Genomic DNA, 15,573 nt, shown 5'->3' with positions numbered 1-15,573 from the left:
GCCTGAAGCGGCGCTCGCTGCTATCTTGTCCGGCCGCTCCCGTACTCCTCCCGGTGCCGATGCCGCTCCCCAGCTCCACGTCCTACTCCGTCGACAGCCTGCTCGGCCCTGGTGGGGCGCTCGAGCAGGCGCTGCCCGCGTACGAGCACCGCCCGGAGCAGCTCCAGATGGCGCGCGCCGTGGAGCGGGCCTTCAACGAGCGCAGCTACCTGCTGGCCGAGGCGGGGACGGGCACGGGCAAGACGCTCGCCTACCTGGTGCCCGCGCTGCTGTCGGGGCGCCGCGTCGTCGTGTCCACGGCGACCAAGACGCTGCAGGACCAGATCTTCTTCAAGGATTTGCCGCTGCTGCGGGAGAAGATGGGGCTGCGCTTCGAGGCGGCGTACCTCAAGGGCCGCGGCAACTACCTCTGCCTGCACCGCTACGACGCCTTCTCGAAGGACCCGCAGTTCACCTCGCGCGAGGAGTCGCGCCTCTGGCCGAAGCTGAAGAAGTGGGCGGAGGCGACGGAGACGGGAGACCGCGCCGAGCTGGACCTGCCTGAGTCCTTCAGCGCCTGGTCCCGGCTGTCCACCACGTCCGAGACGTGCATGGGCACGAAGTGCCCGCTGTACGAAAGCTGCCACGTCACGCGCATGCGCAAGCGCGCGGAGAGCGCGGACCTGCTGGTGGTCAACCACCACCTCTTCTTCGCGGACCTGTCGCTGCGCAGCTCCGGCAAGCGCACCGAGGGCGTGCTGCCCTGGTACGACGCGGTCATCTTCGACGAGGCGCACGCGCTGGAGGACGCGGCCAGCGGCCACTTCGGAGTCAGCGTCTCCAACTACCGGCTGGAGGAGCTGTCGCGGGACGCCGTCGCGGCGCTGAAGGAGGACGACTCGCGCCACGCCATGCTGCGCGCGCTGTCGGCGCGGCTGCGCAGCAGCGCGGATGCCCTCTTCGCGCAGGCGCCCCGGGCGCTGGGGCTGACGGGGCTGGAGTCCTCGGTGGCGCTCAAGTCGGAGACCATGGGCAAGCTGTCCACCTCGGTGGAAGGCGTGCGCGAGTCGCTGGGCGCGCTGTCCGCCTTCACCGTGGGCGAGCGCGAGCCGGAGCTGGCGGCGCTGACCCGCCGGGCCGACGAGCTGGAGGAGCAGCTCGGCTTCCTGGCGAAGGCGGAGTCCGCGGACCACGTGTACTGGGCGGAGCAGCGAGGCAAGGGCCTCTTCCTGCGCGCCAGCCCCATCGACGTGGCGAAGGAGCTGCGCGACAGGATGTACGGCGCGCTGGACACGGTGGTGTACACGTCGGCGACGCTGGCGGCGGACAGCCGCTTCGACTTCTTCGCGAAGCGCATGGGGCTGTACGGCGAGGACGGGCAGCCGGTGACGCAGGTGCGCACGCTGGCGGTGCCCAGCCCGTTCGACTTCCCGAGGCAGGCGGCGTTGTACACGCCCACGCACCTGCCGGACCCGGCGGCTCCGGGCTTCATCGAGGCGGCGGCGGAGGAAATCCTCCAGCTCTGCGAGGTGACGGGAGGGCGTGCCTTCGTGCTCTTCACGTCGCTGCGCAACATGGTGCGCGCGTACGAGCTGACGGCGGGGCGGCTGCCGTACCAGGCGCTACTCCAGGGCGAGCGGCCCAAGCAGCAGCTGCTGGAGTCCTTCCGCGAGACGCCGAGCGTGCTGTTCGCGGCGCACAGCTTCTGGGAGGGCGTGGACGTGCCCGGCGACGCGCTGAGCCTGGTCATCATCGACCGGCTGCCCTTCGCGTCACCGGGGGACCCGCTGGTGGCGGCGCGCATCAACCAGCTCCAGCAGCGGGGAGAGGAGCCCTTCGACGCGTATCAGCTGCCGCAGGCGGCGCTGGCGCTGCGGCAGGGCTTCGGGCGGCTCATCCGCACGCAGTCGGACCGTGGCATCGTCGCCATGCTGGACAGACGCATCGTCACCAAGGCGTACGGCCGCGTCTTCCTGTCCAGCCTGCCGGACGCCCGCCGCGTGGATGACGTGGTGGAGCTGAGCCGCTGGTTCAACGGCCCGGTGCGGCCGGTGCGTACGATTCGCTGAAGGGCGCGGCGGAGCAGGTTCGTGCGGGCAGCAGTCCGGTGCGTACGCTTCTCTGAAGGGCGTGGCGGAGCAGGTTCGTGCGGGCGGCAGTCCGGTGCGTACGCTTCGCTGAAGGGACCGTCAGGGGGCTCCGCGAAGCCGCAGCCCCACGCGTGCCGTCAATGGCGGGCCCAGGGTGTCCACGCCCGCGCGGCCGGCGAGGTACTCGCGGCCGAAGAGGTTCTCCACCGCGGCGAAGACGTCCACCTTCCAGAAGAGGCGGCGGCTGGCGGCGACGTCCACCAGGGCATAGCCACCCATGCCGCGCTCGTTGAGGTCATCTTCGTATTGCGGGCCGGTGACGCGCAGCTGCACCGTGGCGGTGAAGAGGGACGGCTCGTCGAAGGTGACGATGGCCGTGCCCCGGTGTCGGGGGTCCTGCGCGAGCTGCTTGCCCACCAGCTCCGGCTGTCCCGGCGCGAGGGTGACGGTGGGGTCCACGAAGGTGTACGCGAGCAGCGCGGTCCACTGGCGTGACAGGCGCCAGTCCAGACTCGTCTCGACGCCGCGCACGCGCGCCTGGCCCAGGTTCTGTCGCTGGCGGGTTGCGCCGTCTGGCAGTGGCTCGGCGAGGGTGACGTTGGTGATGGGGTCATCGAGCACGTTCCAGAAGCCGGTGACGCGCGCGGTGAGGCCCTGGGAGGACTCTGCCTCCAGGCCGGCCTCGGCGCCCCACAGCCGCTCGGCGCGCAGGGCCGCGTTGGCGGCGGTGAGGATGGTGCCCACCTGGAACGGGCGGTACAGCTCGTTGAGCGTGGGAGCGCGGAAGGCGCGGTAGCCGGAGGCGCGCAGGGTGAGCCACTCCAGGGGGCGCAGTCGCAGGCCCAGTCGCGGGCTGAGCTGCTGCTCGGTGCGGTCGTCGAAGGCGGTGGTCTCCACGTCGCCGCTGGCACGCTCCACTGTCTGCTCGCCTTGGGTGTTGCGCCACAGGTCCAGGCGGAGCGCGGCGGACAGCTCCAGCGCGGGGGAGACGGTGTAGAGGTCCTGGAGGAAGAGGCCACCGGAGAGCTGGTTGCCGCCGGCCGTGCGCAGGAGGGTGGAGTCCGGCGTGGGCTCGGGTGGGAAGAGGCGCTCCTCGGAGGTGCCCGCCACGCGGCGCGCATCCAGGCCGGCGGTGAGCACATGGGTGCCGCCGCCTGGCCAGGTGGGGCCCGTCCAGACCCCTGAGACGCCCTGGTCATCCGCGGGTACGTCCTGGAGGGCGGCGCGCGACTCGCCTGCGCGGCCCGGCGCCACGCGCGCGCGCTGCTGCTCGAAGCGCTGCACGCGGCCGAAGACGTCCAGGGAGAAGGTGCCGCGCGCTTCCGTACGCAGCCGTACACCCGCGCCAAAGTGAGCCTGCTCCACGCGAGCGGTGGTGGAGCGGGTACCGCCGTTCTGGTTCTCCCGGAACAGGCTGGCGCGAGCGGAGAGAAGGAGCGAATCCGAGACATCCGCCTCCACGCGGCCATTGATGACGGCGTGGTTGCTGGGCGTGGTCGTGTCGATGGGTCCTCGTTGCGAGGCGACGACGAGGGGATAGCCGTCGCTGGTGAGCAGCTCCGTCTCCAGTGCGGCGCGGATGGGGCCCCAGGTGTCAGCGCCCCGCGCCGCGAAGAGGCCGGTGTCCAGATTGCCGTAGGCGATGTCCGCGTCGAGGCTGGGGCCGGGGATGGGGCGGGAGATGAGCTGCACGACACCGCCGAGCGCGGCGCTGCCGTAGAGCGCCGAGCCGCCGCTGGGAACGACCTCGATGCGGCCGAGGCCGAGCCGGGGAAGTGAGCGCCAGAAGACCCAGCCGCCGAACGGGTCGTTCACGGGAATGCCGTCCAGGAGGACAAGGCTGCGCGCGACACCCGAGGGCGCCAGGCCGCGGAGGTTGATTCCCTGCGCGGTGGGGTCGGAGACGAGGCTGGGCGTGCGGCGGAACGTGGCGGCGGAGGGCAGGGTGCGCACGAGGGCGTCCTGCGTGAGCGTGGGACTGCGCTCGATTTCCTCGCGAGGTATCACCATCGTGGTGGCGGGCACGTCACGCACGGGTCTCGGCAGCCGGGTCCCCGTGACAACTGTTCCGGCGGGAGGACTGTCTTCCCCGGCGGGAGGACGCTCTTCCTCTGCAACAGGAGGGTCATTCTCGGCAGGACGTCGGTCTTCCCCTGCAAGAGGAGGGACATCCTCGGCGGGACGTCGGTCTTCCTCTGCAAGAGGAGGGTCGTCCTCGGCAGGACGGAGGTGTTCCCCTACGGAGGAGGTCCCCGGTTCCTGGAGGATGCCCGCGTCGGGCCCCGTGCTGGCCTGGAGTGGCAGGTCCCGCGAGGGACGTTCCGAAGGTGTCTCCGTGAGAGACACCGGCACGAAGCCGCCGGCTCCACCGTCCAAGGACCGTGCTTCAGCGCCCGTCGATAGCAACAGCGCCAGCAGGGTGGACCACGGGCCGAGCCTTCTGCACGGCGTGGGACGCGGAGGAGTGACCGACGGAGGTTGCGACGCGCGCGGTCCGGGCATTCAGCCCGCTCTATCGGATGCGTGGGGAGGTGGGCACTCGATGACGTTCGAAGAAGAGGGCGGCGGGTGTCGATACCGTCACATGTTGAACGGCGCACGGCGAAGCGCGTCCGTGGACGCCCGGCGCCTGAAGCTCCCCTGCCCGTCCCCGACAAGCTGATGCGCCGAGGTGCCGTGCTTGCCTCGAAGCTGGGAAATGGGTCGGCGGCTATCGGCACCATCAACACAGTCTGGGGTGCTTCGCTCGCAGGACGTAGGTCGACCACCGGCGCCTCATGTAGCACCTGGGGTGCTTCGCCCTCCGGGCGTGATTCTGGGCATGAGTCGGCCACCGGTGTTTGCGGCAAGCCCTGGAGCACTTCTCCTTCCGGAGCTGAGTCGGCCACCGGTGCTTGCAGCAATCCTTGGAGCACTTCGCCCTCCGGAACTGAGTCGGCCAGAGCTGCGCTCAGCAGCGTGGGCGCGGAGGCCGCCGCGAGGCTGCCGGGCATCCCGGGCGAAGGCTCGTCTGTGCTCGGAGGAGGAGTGCCATTGCCTCTTGGCCCGGAGTCTTCGGAGCGGCCCAGGGCGCGCCAGAGGGCTCGTGCCGACGCGAGCACCTCGGCTCTACCCACCTGCGCGCCCTGCTGCGCCTTGCGAGCCAGTTCCACCAGCGTGCCCCACACCAGCCCCTCGCCCAGCTGGACGCAGCCGCGTAGCAGCGCGCCCTCCCGCTCGCCTTTCTCCAGCACCTCGCGCACGAGCGCCCGCGTCGTCCCACCGGACGACTGCTGCGGAATGAGCGCCCCGGCCACCCGAGGCCCGGGAGCCGGCGGCGAGTGCGGCCCATACTCGTGCGCGTGCCAGTGAAGGAAGGTGAAGCCGAAGAAGTCCGGCTGCGCCAGCGCCCACCAGGCCAGCTCCCACCAGAAGTCGAGGAAGGCCTGGGCGAAGTCCACGCCCGGCTTGCCGTGGCTCAACATGAAGGAGACCTCCGCCTGGTAGCAGAGCGTCTTCTCGGTGTACTCGCGCACCGCGAGGGCCAGCCCCAGCTTGCTGCCGTAACGCCGGTACATCGCCCCCACCGACATGTGCATGGCCCGGGCCAGCTCCGAGGCCTGCGCGTTGTCGTACCCCCGCCGCGCCAGCAGCCTCGCTGCGCCGCGCAGGGCCACCGTGTGAAACATCTCCAGCAGCTCCATACCCCTGCTCCTCCCCGCCCCTCGGACGACTGGCTGCCGCGAACGAGATGTCCTTCCGCTTCGCGCTACCCTTCGGGAGAGGGGGCGCCGCGGAACGAACGTTCCTTCCACCCGAACCTGTCTACCGGGCGGGTCTGACATGGGGCGCTTCACGGGGCGACGTCCCGGGTTGTTCCCAGCGCATGCGCATCCCGTCTGGGAGCGTGCGGTTCGCAGTGGCCCTCGACGTGCAACCCCTCGCGGAGTGGGCCAGGCGGTTTGGAACGCCAGGAATGGCGAAAGCCGAGTCAGACGCGGCGCGCGCCCAGGCGTGTTCCGGGCGCCATGAAGCATGGACTCCAGCGACCTGCTCGGGCTGGAGCCCGGTCACCGACGCGAACGTCCTGGCTCAGCCGTCGGTGCGGCCATCCGCGACGCCTCGCATTGGTCACCGATGCGAGCGTCCTGGCTCAGCCGTCGGTGCGGCTACCCGCGACGCCTCGCACTGTGTGCACCGCAGCGTCGACCTCGGCGAGAATGCGGCGTGCGTGAATCAGGAACGCCTCGCCCGCGGGCAGCAGGCGCATGCCGCGCCCGGTCCGCTCGAAGAGCGGAGCGCCGAGCTCGTCCTCGAGCGCGAGGATGTGTCGGCTGAGCGGAGGCTGCGTCAGGTGCAGCCGTCGCGCGGCTCGACCCACGTGGCATTCCTCGGCCACGGCGACGAAGGACTGGATGTGCGTGAGGCTCACGGTCTGGATGCTACCTCGCTCCGGGCGGCCGGTACACGCGGGGCCACCTGACACCCGGGCGGCCGGTGCACGCGGGGCCACCTGACACCCGGGCAACCTGACACCCCGTGCCACCTGACACCCGGACCACCTGATACCCGTGCATCCTGACACCCGGACCATCTGATACCCGTGCCACCTGACACCGATAGCCTCAGGACACCTGTACACGCCAGGCCGCCTGCTTCACGTCGGCTCGGGCCACCTGTCATGCCGAAACAGCATTGGACGCCAAGGACGCGGGGACGTCACCTTGTCGGCCATGACGATTCCCCTGTTCAAGGGCTCCGAGGTAGAGCGCCTGCGCCGAGCGAGCCAGGCAGCGGCGGGTACGCTGGCGTATGTCGCATCGCGGCTGGCGCCGGGCATCTCGACGGCGGACATCGACGCGTGGGTGCGCGAGGACACGGCGCGCCGGGGCGGCAAGCCGAGCCAGCTGGGCTTCCACGGCTTCCCCGCCACGGTCTGCACCAGCCGCAACCAGGTGGTCTGCCACGGCATCCCCCGCCCGGACGAGCACCTTGCCCCGGGTGACATCATCAACGTGGACGTGACGACGTTCCTGGACGGCTTCCACGGAGACACCTCGGCCACGTTCCTCATTGGCGAGGTGTCCGCTGAAGCGAGGCATATCGTGGACGTGGCGCGCCGGTGCCGCGACGCGGGCATCGCGGTGGTGCGCCACGGTGCGAAGCTCGGCGACATCGGCGCGGCCATCGAGGAGCTGGCGCACAAGGAGGGCTGCAGCGTGGTGGAGGAGTTCGGCGGCCACGGCATCGGTCACCAGATGCACGCGCCTCCCATTGTCGCCCACACCGGCAAGCGCGGCACGGGCATCAAGCTGCGCTCGGGCATGGTCATCACCATCGAGCCCATGGTGAACCTCGGGCGTCCGGGCATCCGTCTGATGCCCGACGGGTGGACCGTGGAGACGGAGGACGGGAGCCTCTCCGCCCAGTTCGAGCACACGATTCTCGTCACCAGCCAGGGCTGCGAGGTGCTCACCGCGAGGGAGCTGCCGCTGTCCGTTGCCGTGCTCCCGACTCCGAGGCTCGTCATGGAAGCGGGAGCAGTTCACGGAGGCTGAGCGCATCGCGTGCCTCATTCTTCCGAGGCTGGCTTCAGGCGAGCCCGCTGCAGGGGGCATCGCGCATCGGGCTACCTGCCAGCTCAGTGCCTGGACTCGGAGCCCCATCCTGAAGCCGGAAGTGGCTCAGGACACTGGAGCACCCCAAGCTTCCATGGCCCGCTCTCTTCGGAGTCCTGTCCTGAAGCCGGGAGGGGCTCAGGACACTGGAGCGCCACGGCCTTCTCTCTGCCTGCTCCCCGGGGGCTGAGGCTGGAGCAGTCGAGTTCGTGGGCCTGCCCTCAGGTTCCATAAGCTCCGAGGGCAGGCAGGCAGCCGTGCCTGCCGTGGCTCAGTGGGGTGCCTACCCTTCAACGTCGAAGCCAGGAGGGCGGGCGATGAAGAGAGAGATGTTGCTGCATGAGCTGCACCCCTCGGTGGTCCACGCGCCGCTGGCGCTGCTGCCCACGGCGGCGGTGGCGGACCTCATCGCGGTGACGACGGGGGACCGGGCCTGGGCGAAGGTGGCCCGCCGGGTGTGGGTGGCGGGCACGCTGAGCGGAGTGTTCGCGGGAATCGCCGGACTCGCGGCCAGCCAGGAGGTGCGGGTGGACTCGCCGCGCGCCCGCGACATGACCTTCCTGCACGGGGTGGGCAACACCCTCGTCCTGCTGGGTGCCCTGGGCGTGACGGGCTTTCGCCTGAAGCGCGAGCCCACCCTCACCACCGCGGTGCTGGGCCTGTCCGCGTGCGGGCTGGCGCTCTACACGGCGTCGCTCGGCGGGAAGATGGTCTACGAGCTGGGCGTGGGCATCAACGCGATGCCCGAGGACGCGCCGCAGGGCACGCTGAAGGGCCCGCCGCTGCTGTCCGCCCGGGCGCCGGTGGCGCTGGTGCGGGACGCGCTCCAGGGCGTGAAGTGGCTGGTGTCCCGGGCGCGCGAGCTGCTCACCGGTGAGCGGCCGCTGGCTCCCGGCGCCGAGGGACTCCGCTCGGGCGAGGACGCCACCCTGCCGCTGCCACTCGAGCTGTCCCCGACGTCGGGACACACGATGCCGCAGGCGTAGGTCCCCGCGACGCGCGTGCCCGGGAATGGGACAGCCGTTCCCACTTCCGGGCAGGCCTCCCCGGAGTGCAGGGCGGCTCGCCGCCAGTGACGCTGGGACGGACGGCTTCATCCGGGCGCGGGCGGCCATGGCATCCTTGTTGCTCACGCACGGGGTGCCTGTTCCAGGTCACCCCAGGCCTGCCTGCCCGCTCGCTTTAGCCCCCGAATGGCCGCACTCCTCCAGGAACTCCGAATCGCGGTCCGCTCGTTGCTGCGCGAGAAGGTGTTCACCGCCGTCGTGGTGACAACCTTGGCGCTCTCCATCGGCGCGACCACGTCCGTCTTCAGCGTCGTGTATCAGGTGCTCTGGCGGCCCCTGCCGTACCCGGAGGCGTCCCAGCTCCACCGGCTCTTCCAGACGACCACGCCGGGCGCCGGGGCGGGGCCCCACCGGGACAGGGCGCGCGTGGTGCTTCCCGTGTGGAACGCGTGGCGTGAGGGCGCGCGAAGCTTCTCCGTGATTGAGGGCTTCCAGGGTGGACGGCAGCTGCTCAGTGGAACGGAGGCCGATGACCGGCTGACGGTGGGCCGGGCCTCCGCAGGACTCCTGCCGATGCTCGGGGTGCGGCCCACGCTGGGCCGGCTCTGGGGCGTGGAGCTCGAAGTCGCGGGGAGGGACCGGGAGGCGGTGCTCTCGCATTCGCTGTGGCAGCGGCGGTACGGGGGAGACGCCGCCATCCTCGGGCGAAGCCTCGTCCTGGATGACCAGGTCCACACCGTGGTCGGCGTCCTGCCCGCGGACTTCCAGTTCGAGCCCGAGGTGGAGGTCTGGAAGCCGCTGGCGATGGACCCGGACACCGAGCAGGGCGCGCTGCGCGTCTTCGGGCGGCTCCATCCGGACATCCCTCCCGAGCAGGCCCGGGCCGAGCTGGTCCAGCTTGCGCTGGGCGCCGAGCGGGTGCCCGGCGTGGAAATCACCGGCGTGAGCCTGGAGCCCCTCCACCAGCTCTGGGTCGAGCAGTCGCGCACGCAGCTCCAGGTGGTGAGCGCGGTGGCGGCGCTGCTGTTGCTGCTCGGGTGCGCCAACCTGGCGAATCTGTTGTTGGCTCGGGGCAGTGCGCGCATGCACGAGATGTCGGTGCGCCTCGCGCTGGGCGCGAGCCGGGCGCAGCTGGTCCGGCTGGTGCTCGTCGAGAGCGGAGTGCGCGCGCTGCTCGGTGGCGTCCTCGGGGTGCTCATCGCGCTGTGGGGGCGGGACTTGATGGCCACGCTCGTCCCGCCGCAGCTGGTGTCCGGCCCTGGCGTCGAGCCCTTCGTCCTGGTGATTGCCTCGGTGACGTCGCTGGCGACGGCAGTGCTGGTGGGCCTGCTGCCCGCGCTCCACGCCTCGCGCGGAGAGGGCACGGGGGCGCTGGCGCCCCTGACGCGTGGCACCCGGGCCACGTCGATGGGCCTCACCCGGTCCGTGCTCGTCATCGTCCAGCTGTCGTTGGCGATGGTGCCGCTGGTGGGGGCGGGGCTCATGCTGCGCACGGTGTGGCGGCTCCAGAGCGTGCCGCTCGGCTTCGAGCCGCGGAACGTCACCGTCGCCGAGCTCTTTCTGCCGCTGGACAAGTACCCGGGAGAGGCGGCCGCGGCCGCCGTCGTCCAGGACTTCCTCGCCCGTGTCGAGGCGATTCCCGGCGTGACGGCGGCGGGCCTCACGGCCAATCTTCCCTTCTCGGGGAGCGTCTGGCGGCAGACCACGGGCTTCCACGTCGTGGGGGAGCCGGTGCCCACCGGAGCCTCGGCCCAGGCCGGGTACATGCCCGCCACGGACGGCTACTTCCAGGCGCTGGCCATCCCCTTGAAGGAGGGGCGCTATCCGGAGGCGAGGGACACGGCCAGCAGCCCTCGCGTGGTCGTCGTCACCGAGGCCTTCGTCCGTCGCTACCTGCCGGGGCGGAGCGCGCTGGGCGTTCGCCTCCAACTGGACGTGGGGGAGGGTGCTCCGGAGGGCCACGAAATCGTCGGCGTCGTCGGGGATGTGCCCATGGAGCGGCTCTCGGTGGTGCCCTCGGGGGACGTCTATGTGCCGCTGGCCCAGGACCTGCGCCAGGGCTTGAGCCTCGCGGTGAAGTCCACGCTGCCGGCAGGTCAGCTGATGCCCCTGCTGCACCAGCAATTGCGCGCGACGGATGCGAACCTGCGGATGCTCAAGGTCCGCCCGCTGGAGACGGTGGTGGAGGACAGCTACGCCCAGGCGCGCGTGGTGGGTGGGCTCCTCGGCGCCTTCGCGGTGCTGGCGATGGTGCTGGCGGCGGTGGGCCTCTACGGCATCCTCGCCTTCTGGGTGGCCCAGCGCACCCGCGAGCTGGGGATTCGGAGCGCGCTGGGTGCGACGCCCACCCGGCTGCTGCGGATGGTCGTCGGGCAGGGGTTGCGGCTCGCCGCCATTGGGCTCGCGGTGGGGCTGGTGGGCGCCGTGCTGGTGGCGCGGGCGCTCTCGGCGATGCTCTACGGCGTCTCCACGTATGACCCGCTCATCTTCATCGGGGCGCCCGCCGTGCTGCTACTCACGGCCCTGGCGGCGAGCTGGCTCCCTGCGGCCTCCGCCATGCGCGTGGCACCGAACGAGGCCCTCAAGGGCGACACCTGACACGGAAGGGTCCACGCCGCAGGGCCCACCCGTAGCGTACGGTCGTGACGAAGCCACCTCAGTGCCGCACCTCGCCCGCGTCGCCGCTCGGCCGGAGGACCGCGAGTGTTCACACCGGGGCGCTCGGCGCACCCGAGTTGCTTGGGACTACCCCCGAGGCCAGGGGGCGCGGCGCTGCGGAGGACACTCGCGGCACGGAGGTGTCACGCGAGACGCATCCCACCTGCCCCCGGGAGGTTTGATGTGACAGGGAAATAGCGCTAGAGCTGCGTGCAGCGAGCGGGGGACGCATGCGCGCACGAGTGGACATGTCGGGAGTGGGCGGCGCGGTGCTGGGCATCCTGCTGCTCGCGGCGGGAGTCCCCCTGCTGGTGCCCCGCTGGGTGCTGGAGGACACGCCGACGCGCAGTGGTCCGGAAGCCGTGGACCCTCCCGTGGCTCCCTCAGTTGCTAGGGGCGAGGCGGCGCCTGTCTCCGGCGAGCGCAAGGACGCTCCGGACCCGAAGCTCCAGGTGGAGCTCGCCCGGGGAAGCGGGGGCGTGACGGTGGAGGTGGCGCGCGCGCGGCCGGAGGACTCCGGGCTGGCGCGGTTCGCGGCCCGGGCGCTGGTGCCGCTGACGCCGGACGAGGAGGCGCTGCTGCGCGAGGAGCCGGTGGACGATGTGGCGGCGCTCGTGGCGCGCACGGAGCGCGCCTTCCTGGACGCGACGCCCGGGACTCGCGCGGAGAAGGAGCGGCGCTACCTGGCAGCGCTGAACCTCGCCGCGAAGCTGGCGGCGCCCCCGGAGCCCTCGGCCGCGGAGGCCCGGGCGCGCGAGACGGACGCGCGCTACCAGCAGGCGCTCGAGGCGGAGCGGGTGAAGTGGCGGGAGCTACCCTCCGAGGAGCAGGCCCGCCAGCAGGACGCATTCAAGGAGTGGTTCTTCGGCCGGGAGGAGACGCAATGAAGGCGTTCATGAGGGCGCTGCATTTGCTGGTGCTGCTGTCACCCGTCGCCGCGCTGGCCGGGCCGCACTACGTGGCCTCGCGAGACTGGGGCAGCTTCATCTGGCTGAGCACGTACCTGGACGCCGGCCAGTCCTACACGTTCGAGACGCGGGACCTGGCGGGCACGGCCCCGGACACGGTGCTGCACGTGCTGCGGGACAGGAGTGGCTGGAGTCAGGTGGCGATGAGCGACGACTGCTCGGGGTCCACGCGCTCGTGCGTGACTTTCACCGCGCCGGACTCGGGCTACTACCGCGTCTGGGTGCGCGCGTACGGGGACGGGCGGGGCGGCACGGCGAGCGTGTACCGCAATGGCACGCTGCAACTGTCGAACCAGCCCTTCGGCGGCGTGCCCGTGTCCTTCTCCTGGAAGGCGAAGGAGACCTTCCGCGCCACGTCCACGACTCCCGGCGCGGGCGACCATCTCCTCTTCCTGCTGCGCTCCAACACGGAGTACCTGCAGCACGATGACGACAGCGGACCGAAGGCCTATCCGCGAGTCGTCGCGGCGAGCGCGCAGAACGCCGGTGCCCAGCGCGTGGTGGTGGGCCGCTACCCGGGCAGCTCGGGCACGGCGAGCTTCGTCCATGACGAGGAGCTGTGGTCCACGGTGTTCGACGACAACGACGGGGACGAGGACGGCCTCTCCGACGCGTTGGAGCCGCTCGTGGGGTTGAACCCGGAGGAGGTGGACTCGGACGGGGACATGGTGCCGGACACGCTGGAGCTGTTCGGCAACGACGGCTTCTCCTTCTCCGAGTGGGGGAGCCCCTCCGTCAGGGACCTCTACGTGGAGGTGGACTGGATGCAGCACCCGACGAACCCGTACCTCACGCGGCAGCCCTACCCGGCGCTGGTGGCGGACGCGGCGGCGGTGTTCGCCCAGGACTCGGGAGTGAGGCTGCACGCCTTCATCGACGGGGCGCTGCCCTGGTACGAGGTGGTCTGCTACGGGGCGTGCAATGGCGGGGTGGACTTCTACTCGCTGAAGCAGAGCAGCTTCTCCTCGGTGAACCCGGAGCGGCGGCCGTACTTCCACTATGTGATGTGGGCGTACCGGCACTCGAGCAGCACGTCGTGCTCGTCGGGACGGGCGGAGATGCTCGGCAATGACGTCATCATCAGCATGGGGTGCTGGGCCAGCCCGAGCGCGGCGGAGCAGCGCGGCACCTTCATCCACGAACTGGGGCACAACCTGGCGCTGGACCACAACGGCAACGACGTGGCGAACCAGTACAGCGAGGTGCACGACAGCGTGATGAACTACCGCTACCAGCTCTCGGGCGTGGGGAACTCGGGCTGGCACTCGTACTCGTTCGGAGACAACGGGTGCATGGCGTGTGAGTCGTCACCGAAGGCGGCGTGCATCGCCTGCCGCGACGGCTTCATGGGCTGCGGCTGGCCCGGGTGCAGCGCGTGTGACTGCGACGTGGATGAGTGGAGCTGGCTGGCGCTGGACTTCTCCGACGACGGTGACGGGGATGACGGCACGGGGCCGGGGAAGGGGAGCACGCTGCTGGCGAGCTACGCCCCGGACGACAAGGGCGGGCCGGCGCGCTTCCGGCCGTTCGTGCCGCATGAGGAGCGGCCGGTGGCGGTGCGGCGGGACGCCGTGCTCCGCAAGCGGGAGCGATTGCTCTCGCGAGGGCAGGTGGAGGGCCGGGACTTCCACGTGTCGGCGGACGGAACGGTGCTGTACGCCGAGTGCCCGTGAGGGCGGTGGTACGCGAGGTGGCCGTCCTCGCCCTGTGCCTCTCTGGATGCCGGGCGCGTCCGGCCGCCACGGCTCCCGATGCGGGCTCGGCCGCAGTGCCCCCGGCGAGGTCCGCGCTGGAGCGGCCCGTTGGGCCCGTCACCACGCCGCCGGACCCGGGCCCGGCGTCCACTCCCGCACCGGCCCACGCCACGGAGGCGCCGGCTCTTACGGTGGGAGCCTGCGACGAGGTGTGGCGCGCCGCGCAGGTGGACGTGGCCTTCAAGGAGGAACCGGAGGACGCAGTCGGGCAGCGCACGGGCCCTCGGCTGGAGCGGCGCTTCACGGTGACGCGGCAGCTCCGGGGCGCGTACCGCTACAAGGACCAGTGGGCCTCGGTGCTGGAGTACGAGACGGCCGAGGTCCGCGGAGGCGTGAGCTACAGCCTGACGGTGCCGGACGTGCTCGCGGACCTGAAGGGGCGCACGGTGGCGTGGGCGAGCCATCGCGAGCCAGCGGGCTGCCTGTCCAGCGAAGGTGAAGAGCCGGTGCTGCTCGCGGTCGACACGCTGCGAGACGAGAAGGGGAAGATGCTGCTGCTCACGGTGCCGAGCGCGCCCACCGAACCGGGAGGCGACGTGCTGCTGCCCGCGGGGCTCGTCCCGGAGCTGCGGGTCCGCTGGGAGGAGGCTGGCTGCGAGGCAGGGCAGGGCGCTCGCACCCGAGGCGTCCGGCTGCGCTTCGAGGACGCAAGAGCCCGAGGCACAGCGCCCCGGTTCGTAGCCGCGAGTGTTGGTGAGACGGTGCCGCTCACGCTGGGTGGCACCCGCTACGAGGTCCGTGTGGTGCGTGCGCGCGTGGACACGTCCGGCCGCTGCGGGCAGGCGGTCTTCACCCTGTTCCGTGAGGGCCTGCGCGAGCCGCGAGCCGCGGAGTGAGGATGGTAGGGTCGGTGGGTGATGCCAACCGTCCGAGCTGTAGGGCTGTCGTTGCTCGTCGCATCGTTGCTGGGGTGCTCAACCGTTGCGCCGCCCTACCAGCAGCAGTGGGAGGAAGCGGAGGCCGGATGTACCGACGCGGGAAGGGGGCAGTGCGTCACCCTGCTGTGCGGTGACGACGCGTGCGGCTTCTACCGCTGCGAGGATGTGCCCGGTGGCGTAGAGCTGGCGCGTTTCCCGCCCGCCCGTCCTCCCGTGGCCGCCGCGGCCCCCGGAAGCGGTCCTCGAAGGAACTGGGGCAGCGGGATGAGGCTCCCCAATGGGGCAGAGCCTGTCTTCGTCATCCCCTGGTATCCTGAACCACCTCCGCGTCCCAAGCTCGGACCCGGGCGCTTCGAGAAACACCACATCTTCCCTCAGGCGTCCGAACTGGCGACGTGGTTCGCGCGCCAGAAAGTCCGCATCCACGACTACACCCTCCCCATTCCGCGTGACGTACATCAGCGGATTCATCGGGGAGAACGTGGGGGAGAGTGGAACAAGGCCTGGATTCGGTTCAAAGATGCCAACCCGGACGCCAGCCCTGCGGACATCTTCAAACATGCTGGGGAGCTCATCTATCGCTTCCAGCTCCTGGGCGGACCCATCCAGAAATACAATGCCCATTCAGGTTGAGGGCTTCGA

Annotated in this window: 11 protein-coding genes and 1 pseudogene; 9 read left to right on the top strand and 3 right to left on the bottom strand. The window is 71.0% G+C overall.

What is annotated here, in order from left to right; all coding sequences use genetic code 11:
- Positions 1-59: 59 nt before the first annotated feature.
- Positions 60-2,048 carry a DNA repair helicase YoaA gene (locus G4D85_RS30175; protein ID WP_164017496.1) on the top strand — a complete coding sequence of 663 codons (1,989 nt, stop codon included), beginning with the start codon at positions 60-62 and terminating at the stop codon, positions 2,046-2,048.
- A 120-nt stretch (positions 2,049-2,168) separates the two neighbouring features.
- Here the strand turns inward: G4D85_RS30175 and G4D85_RS30170 are convergent, their stop codons facing one another.
- On the bottom strand, positions 2,169-4,103 hold the full coding sequence (locus G4D85_RS30170) for a TonB-dependent receptor (protein WP_275900326.1): 1,935 nt from the start codon (positions 4,101-4,103) through the stop codon (positions 2,169-2,171).
- 1,323 nt (positions 4,104-5,426) lie between these two features.
- On the opposite strand from G4D85_RS30170, the gene G4D85_RS50390 reads away from it, so the two are divergent.
- The gene (locus G4D85_RS50390; RefSeq protein ID WP_275900325.1) at positions 5,427-5,555 is read left to right on the top strand and encodes a hypothetical protein; all 129 of its coding nucleotides are present in this window, start codon (positions 5,427-5,429) and stop codon (positions 5,553-5,555) included.
- A 38-nt stretch (positions 5,556-5,593) separates the two neighbouring features.
- On the opposite strand, the pseudogene G4D85_RS50840 reads toward G4D85_RS50390, so the two are convergent.
- Positions 5,594-5,737 (bottom strand): annotated as a pseudogene (locus tag G4D85_RS50840) (helix-turn-helix domain-containing protein); the annotation flags it as partial.
- 464 nt (positions 5,738-6,201) lie between these two features.
- Positions 6,202-6,480, bottom strand: a complete 279-nt coding sequence (locus tag G4D85_RS30160; protein ID WP_164017493.1) for a LysR family transcriptional regulator — start codon at positions 6,478-6,480, stop codon at positions 6,202-6,204.
- Between the two features lie 301 nt (positions 6,481-6,781).
- On the opposite strand from G4D85_RS30160, the gene map reads away from it, so the two are divergent.
- The 7 genes from map (at position 6,782) to sitA6 (ending at position 15,564) form a co-directional block, all read left to right on the top strand.
- A complete protein-coding gene (gene map, locus G4D85_RS30155; protein WP_164017492.1) occupies positions 6,782-7,606 on the top strand; it encodes a type I methionyl aminopeptidase in 825 nt (274 codons plus the stop codon).
- 377 nt (positions 7,607-7,983) lie between these two features.
- Positions 7,984-8,652 carry a DUF2231 domain-containing protein gene (locus tag G4D85_RS30150; RefSeq protein WP_205525782.1) on the top strand — a complete coding sequence of 223 codons (669 nt, stop codon included), beginning with the start codon at positions 7,984-7,986 and terminating at the stop codon, positions 8,650-8,652.
- Between the two features lie 207 nt (positions 8,653-8,859).
- Positions 8,860-11,271 (top strand): ABC transporter permease, encoded by a 2,412-nt coding sequence (locus G4D85_RS30145; protein WP_164017490.1) that lies wholly within the window; start codon positions 8,860-8,862, stop codon positions 11,269-11,271.
- Positions 11,272-11,561: 290 nt separating this feature from the next.
- Positions 11,562-12,218 (top strand): hypothetical protein, encoded by a 657-nt coding sequence (locus tag G4D85_RS30140; protein ID WP_164017489.1) that lies wholly within the window; start codon positions 11,562-11,564, stop codon positions 12,216-12,218.
- A complete protein-coding gene (locus G4D85_RS30135) occupies positions 12,215-13,972 on the top strand; it encodes a hypothetical protein (protein WP_164017488.1) in 1,758 nt (585 codons plus the stop codon). The genes G4D85_RS30140 and G4D85_RS30135 overlap by 4 nt, the downstream gene beginning before the upstream one ends.
- On the top strand, positions 13,969-14,889 hold the full coding sequence (locus G4D85_RS30130; protein WP_164017487.1) for a hypothetical protein: 921 nt from the start codon (positions 13,969-13,971) through the stop codon (positions 14,887-14,889). The genes G4D85_RS30135 and G4D85_RS30130 overlap by 4 nt, the downstream gene beginning before the upstream one ends.
- A gap of 21 nt (positions 14,890-14,910) precedes the next feature.
- Positions 14,911-15,564: a SitA6 family polymorphic toxin lipoprotein gene (sitA6, locus tag G4D85_RS30125; RefSeq protein WP_164017692.1), complete on the top strand. Its 654-nt coding sequence runs from the start codon at positions 14,911-14,913 to the stop codon at positions 15,562-15,564.
- Positions 15,565-15,573 lie beyond the last annotated feature (9 nt).

Origin of the sequence: Pyxidicoccus trucidator (assembly GCF_010894435.1) — a bacterium.
GTDB lineage: Bacteria > Myxococcota > Myxococcia > Myxococcales > Myxococcaceae > Myxococcus > Myxococcus trucidator.
The sequence above is the reverse complement of the archived record's forward strand: the minus strand, read 5'-3'. Positions and strand labels throughout refer to the sequence as shown.

Excerpts from the sequence above, each read along its gene's own strand:
- G4D85_RS30175 (WP_164017496.1), top strand. The coding sequence starts at position 60 with ATGCCGCTCCCCAGCTCCACGTCCTACTCCGTCGACAGCCTGCTCGGC.
- map (WP_164017492.1), top strand. The coding sequence starts at position 6,782 with ATGACGATTCCCCTGTTCAAGGGCTCCGAGGTAGAGCGCCTGCGCCGA.
- G4D85_RS30150 (WP_205525782.1), top strand. The coding sequence starts at position 7,984 with ATGAAGAGAGAGATGTTGCTGCATGAGCTGCACCCCTCGGTGGTCCAC.
- G4D85_RS30145 (WP_164017490.1), top strand. The coding sequence starts at position 8,860 with ATGGCCGCACTCCTCCAGGAACTCCGAATCGCGGTCCGCTCGTTGCTG.
- G4D85_RS30140 (WP_164017489.1), top strand. The coding sequence starts at position 11,562 with ATGCGCGCACGAGTGGACATGTCGGGAGTGGGCGGCGCGGTGCTGGGC.
- G4D85_RS30135 (WP_164017488.1), top strand. The coding sequence starts at position 12,215 with ATGAAGGCGTTCATGAGGGCGCTGCATTTGCTGGTGCTGCTGTCACCC.
- sitA6 (WP_164017692.1), top strand. The coding sequence starts at position 14,911 with ATGCCAACCGTCCGAGCTGTAGGGCTGTCGTTGCTCGTCGCATCGTTG.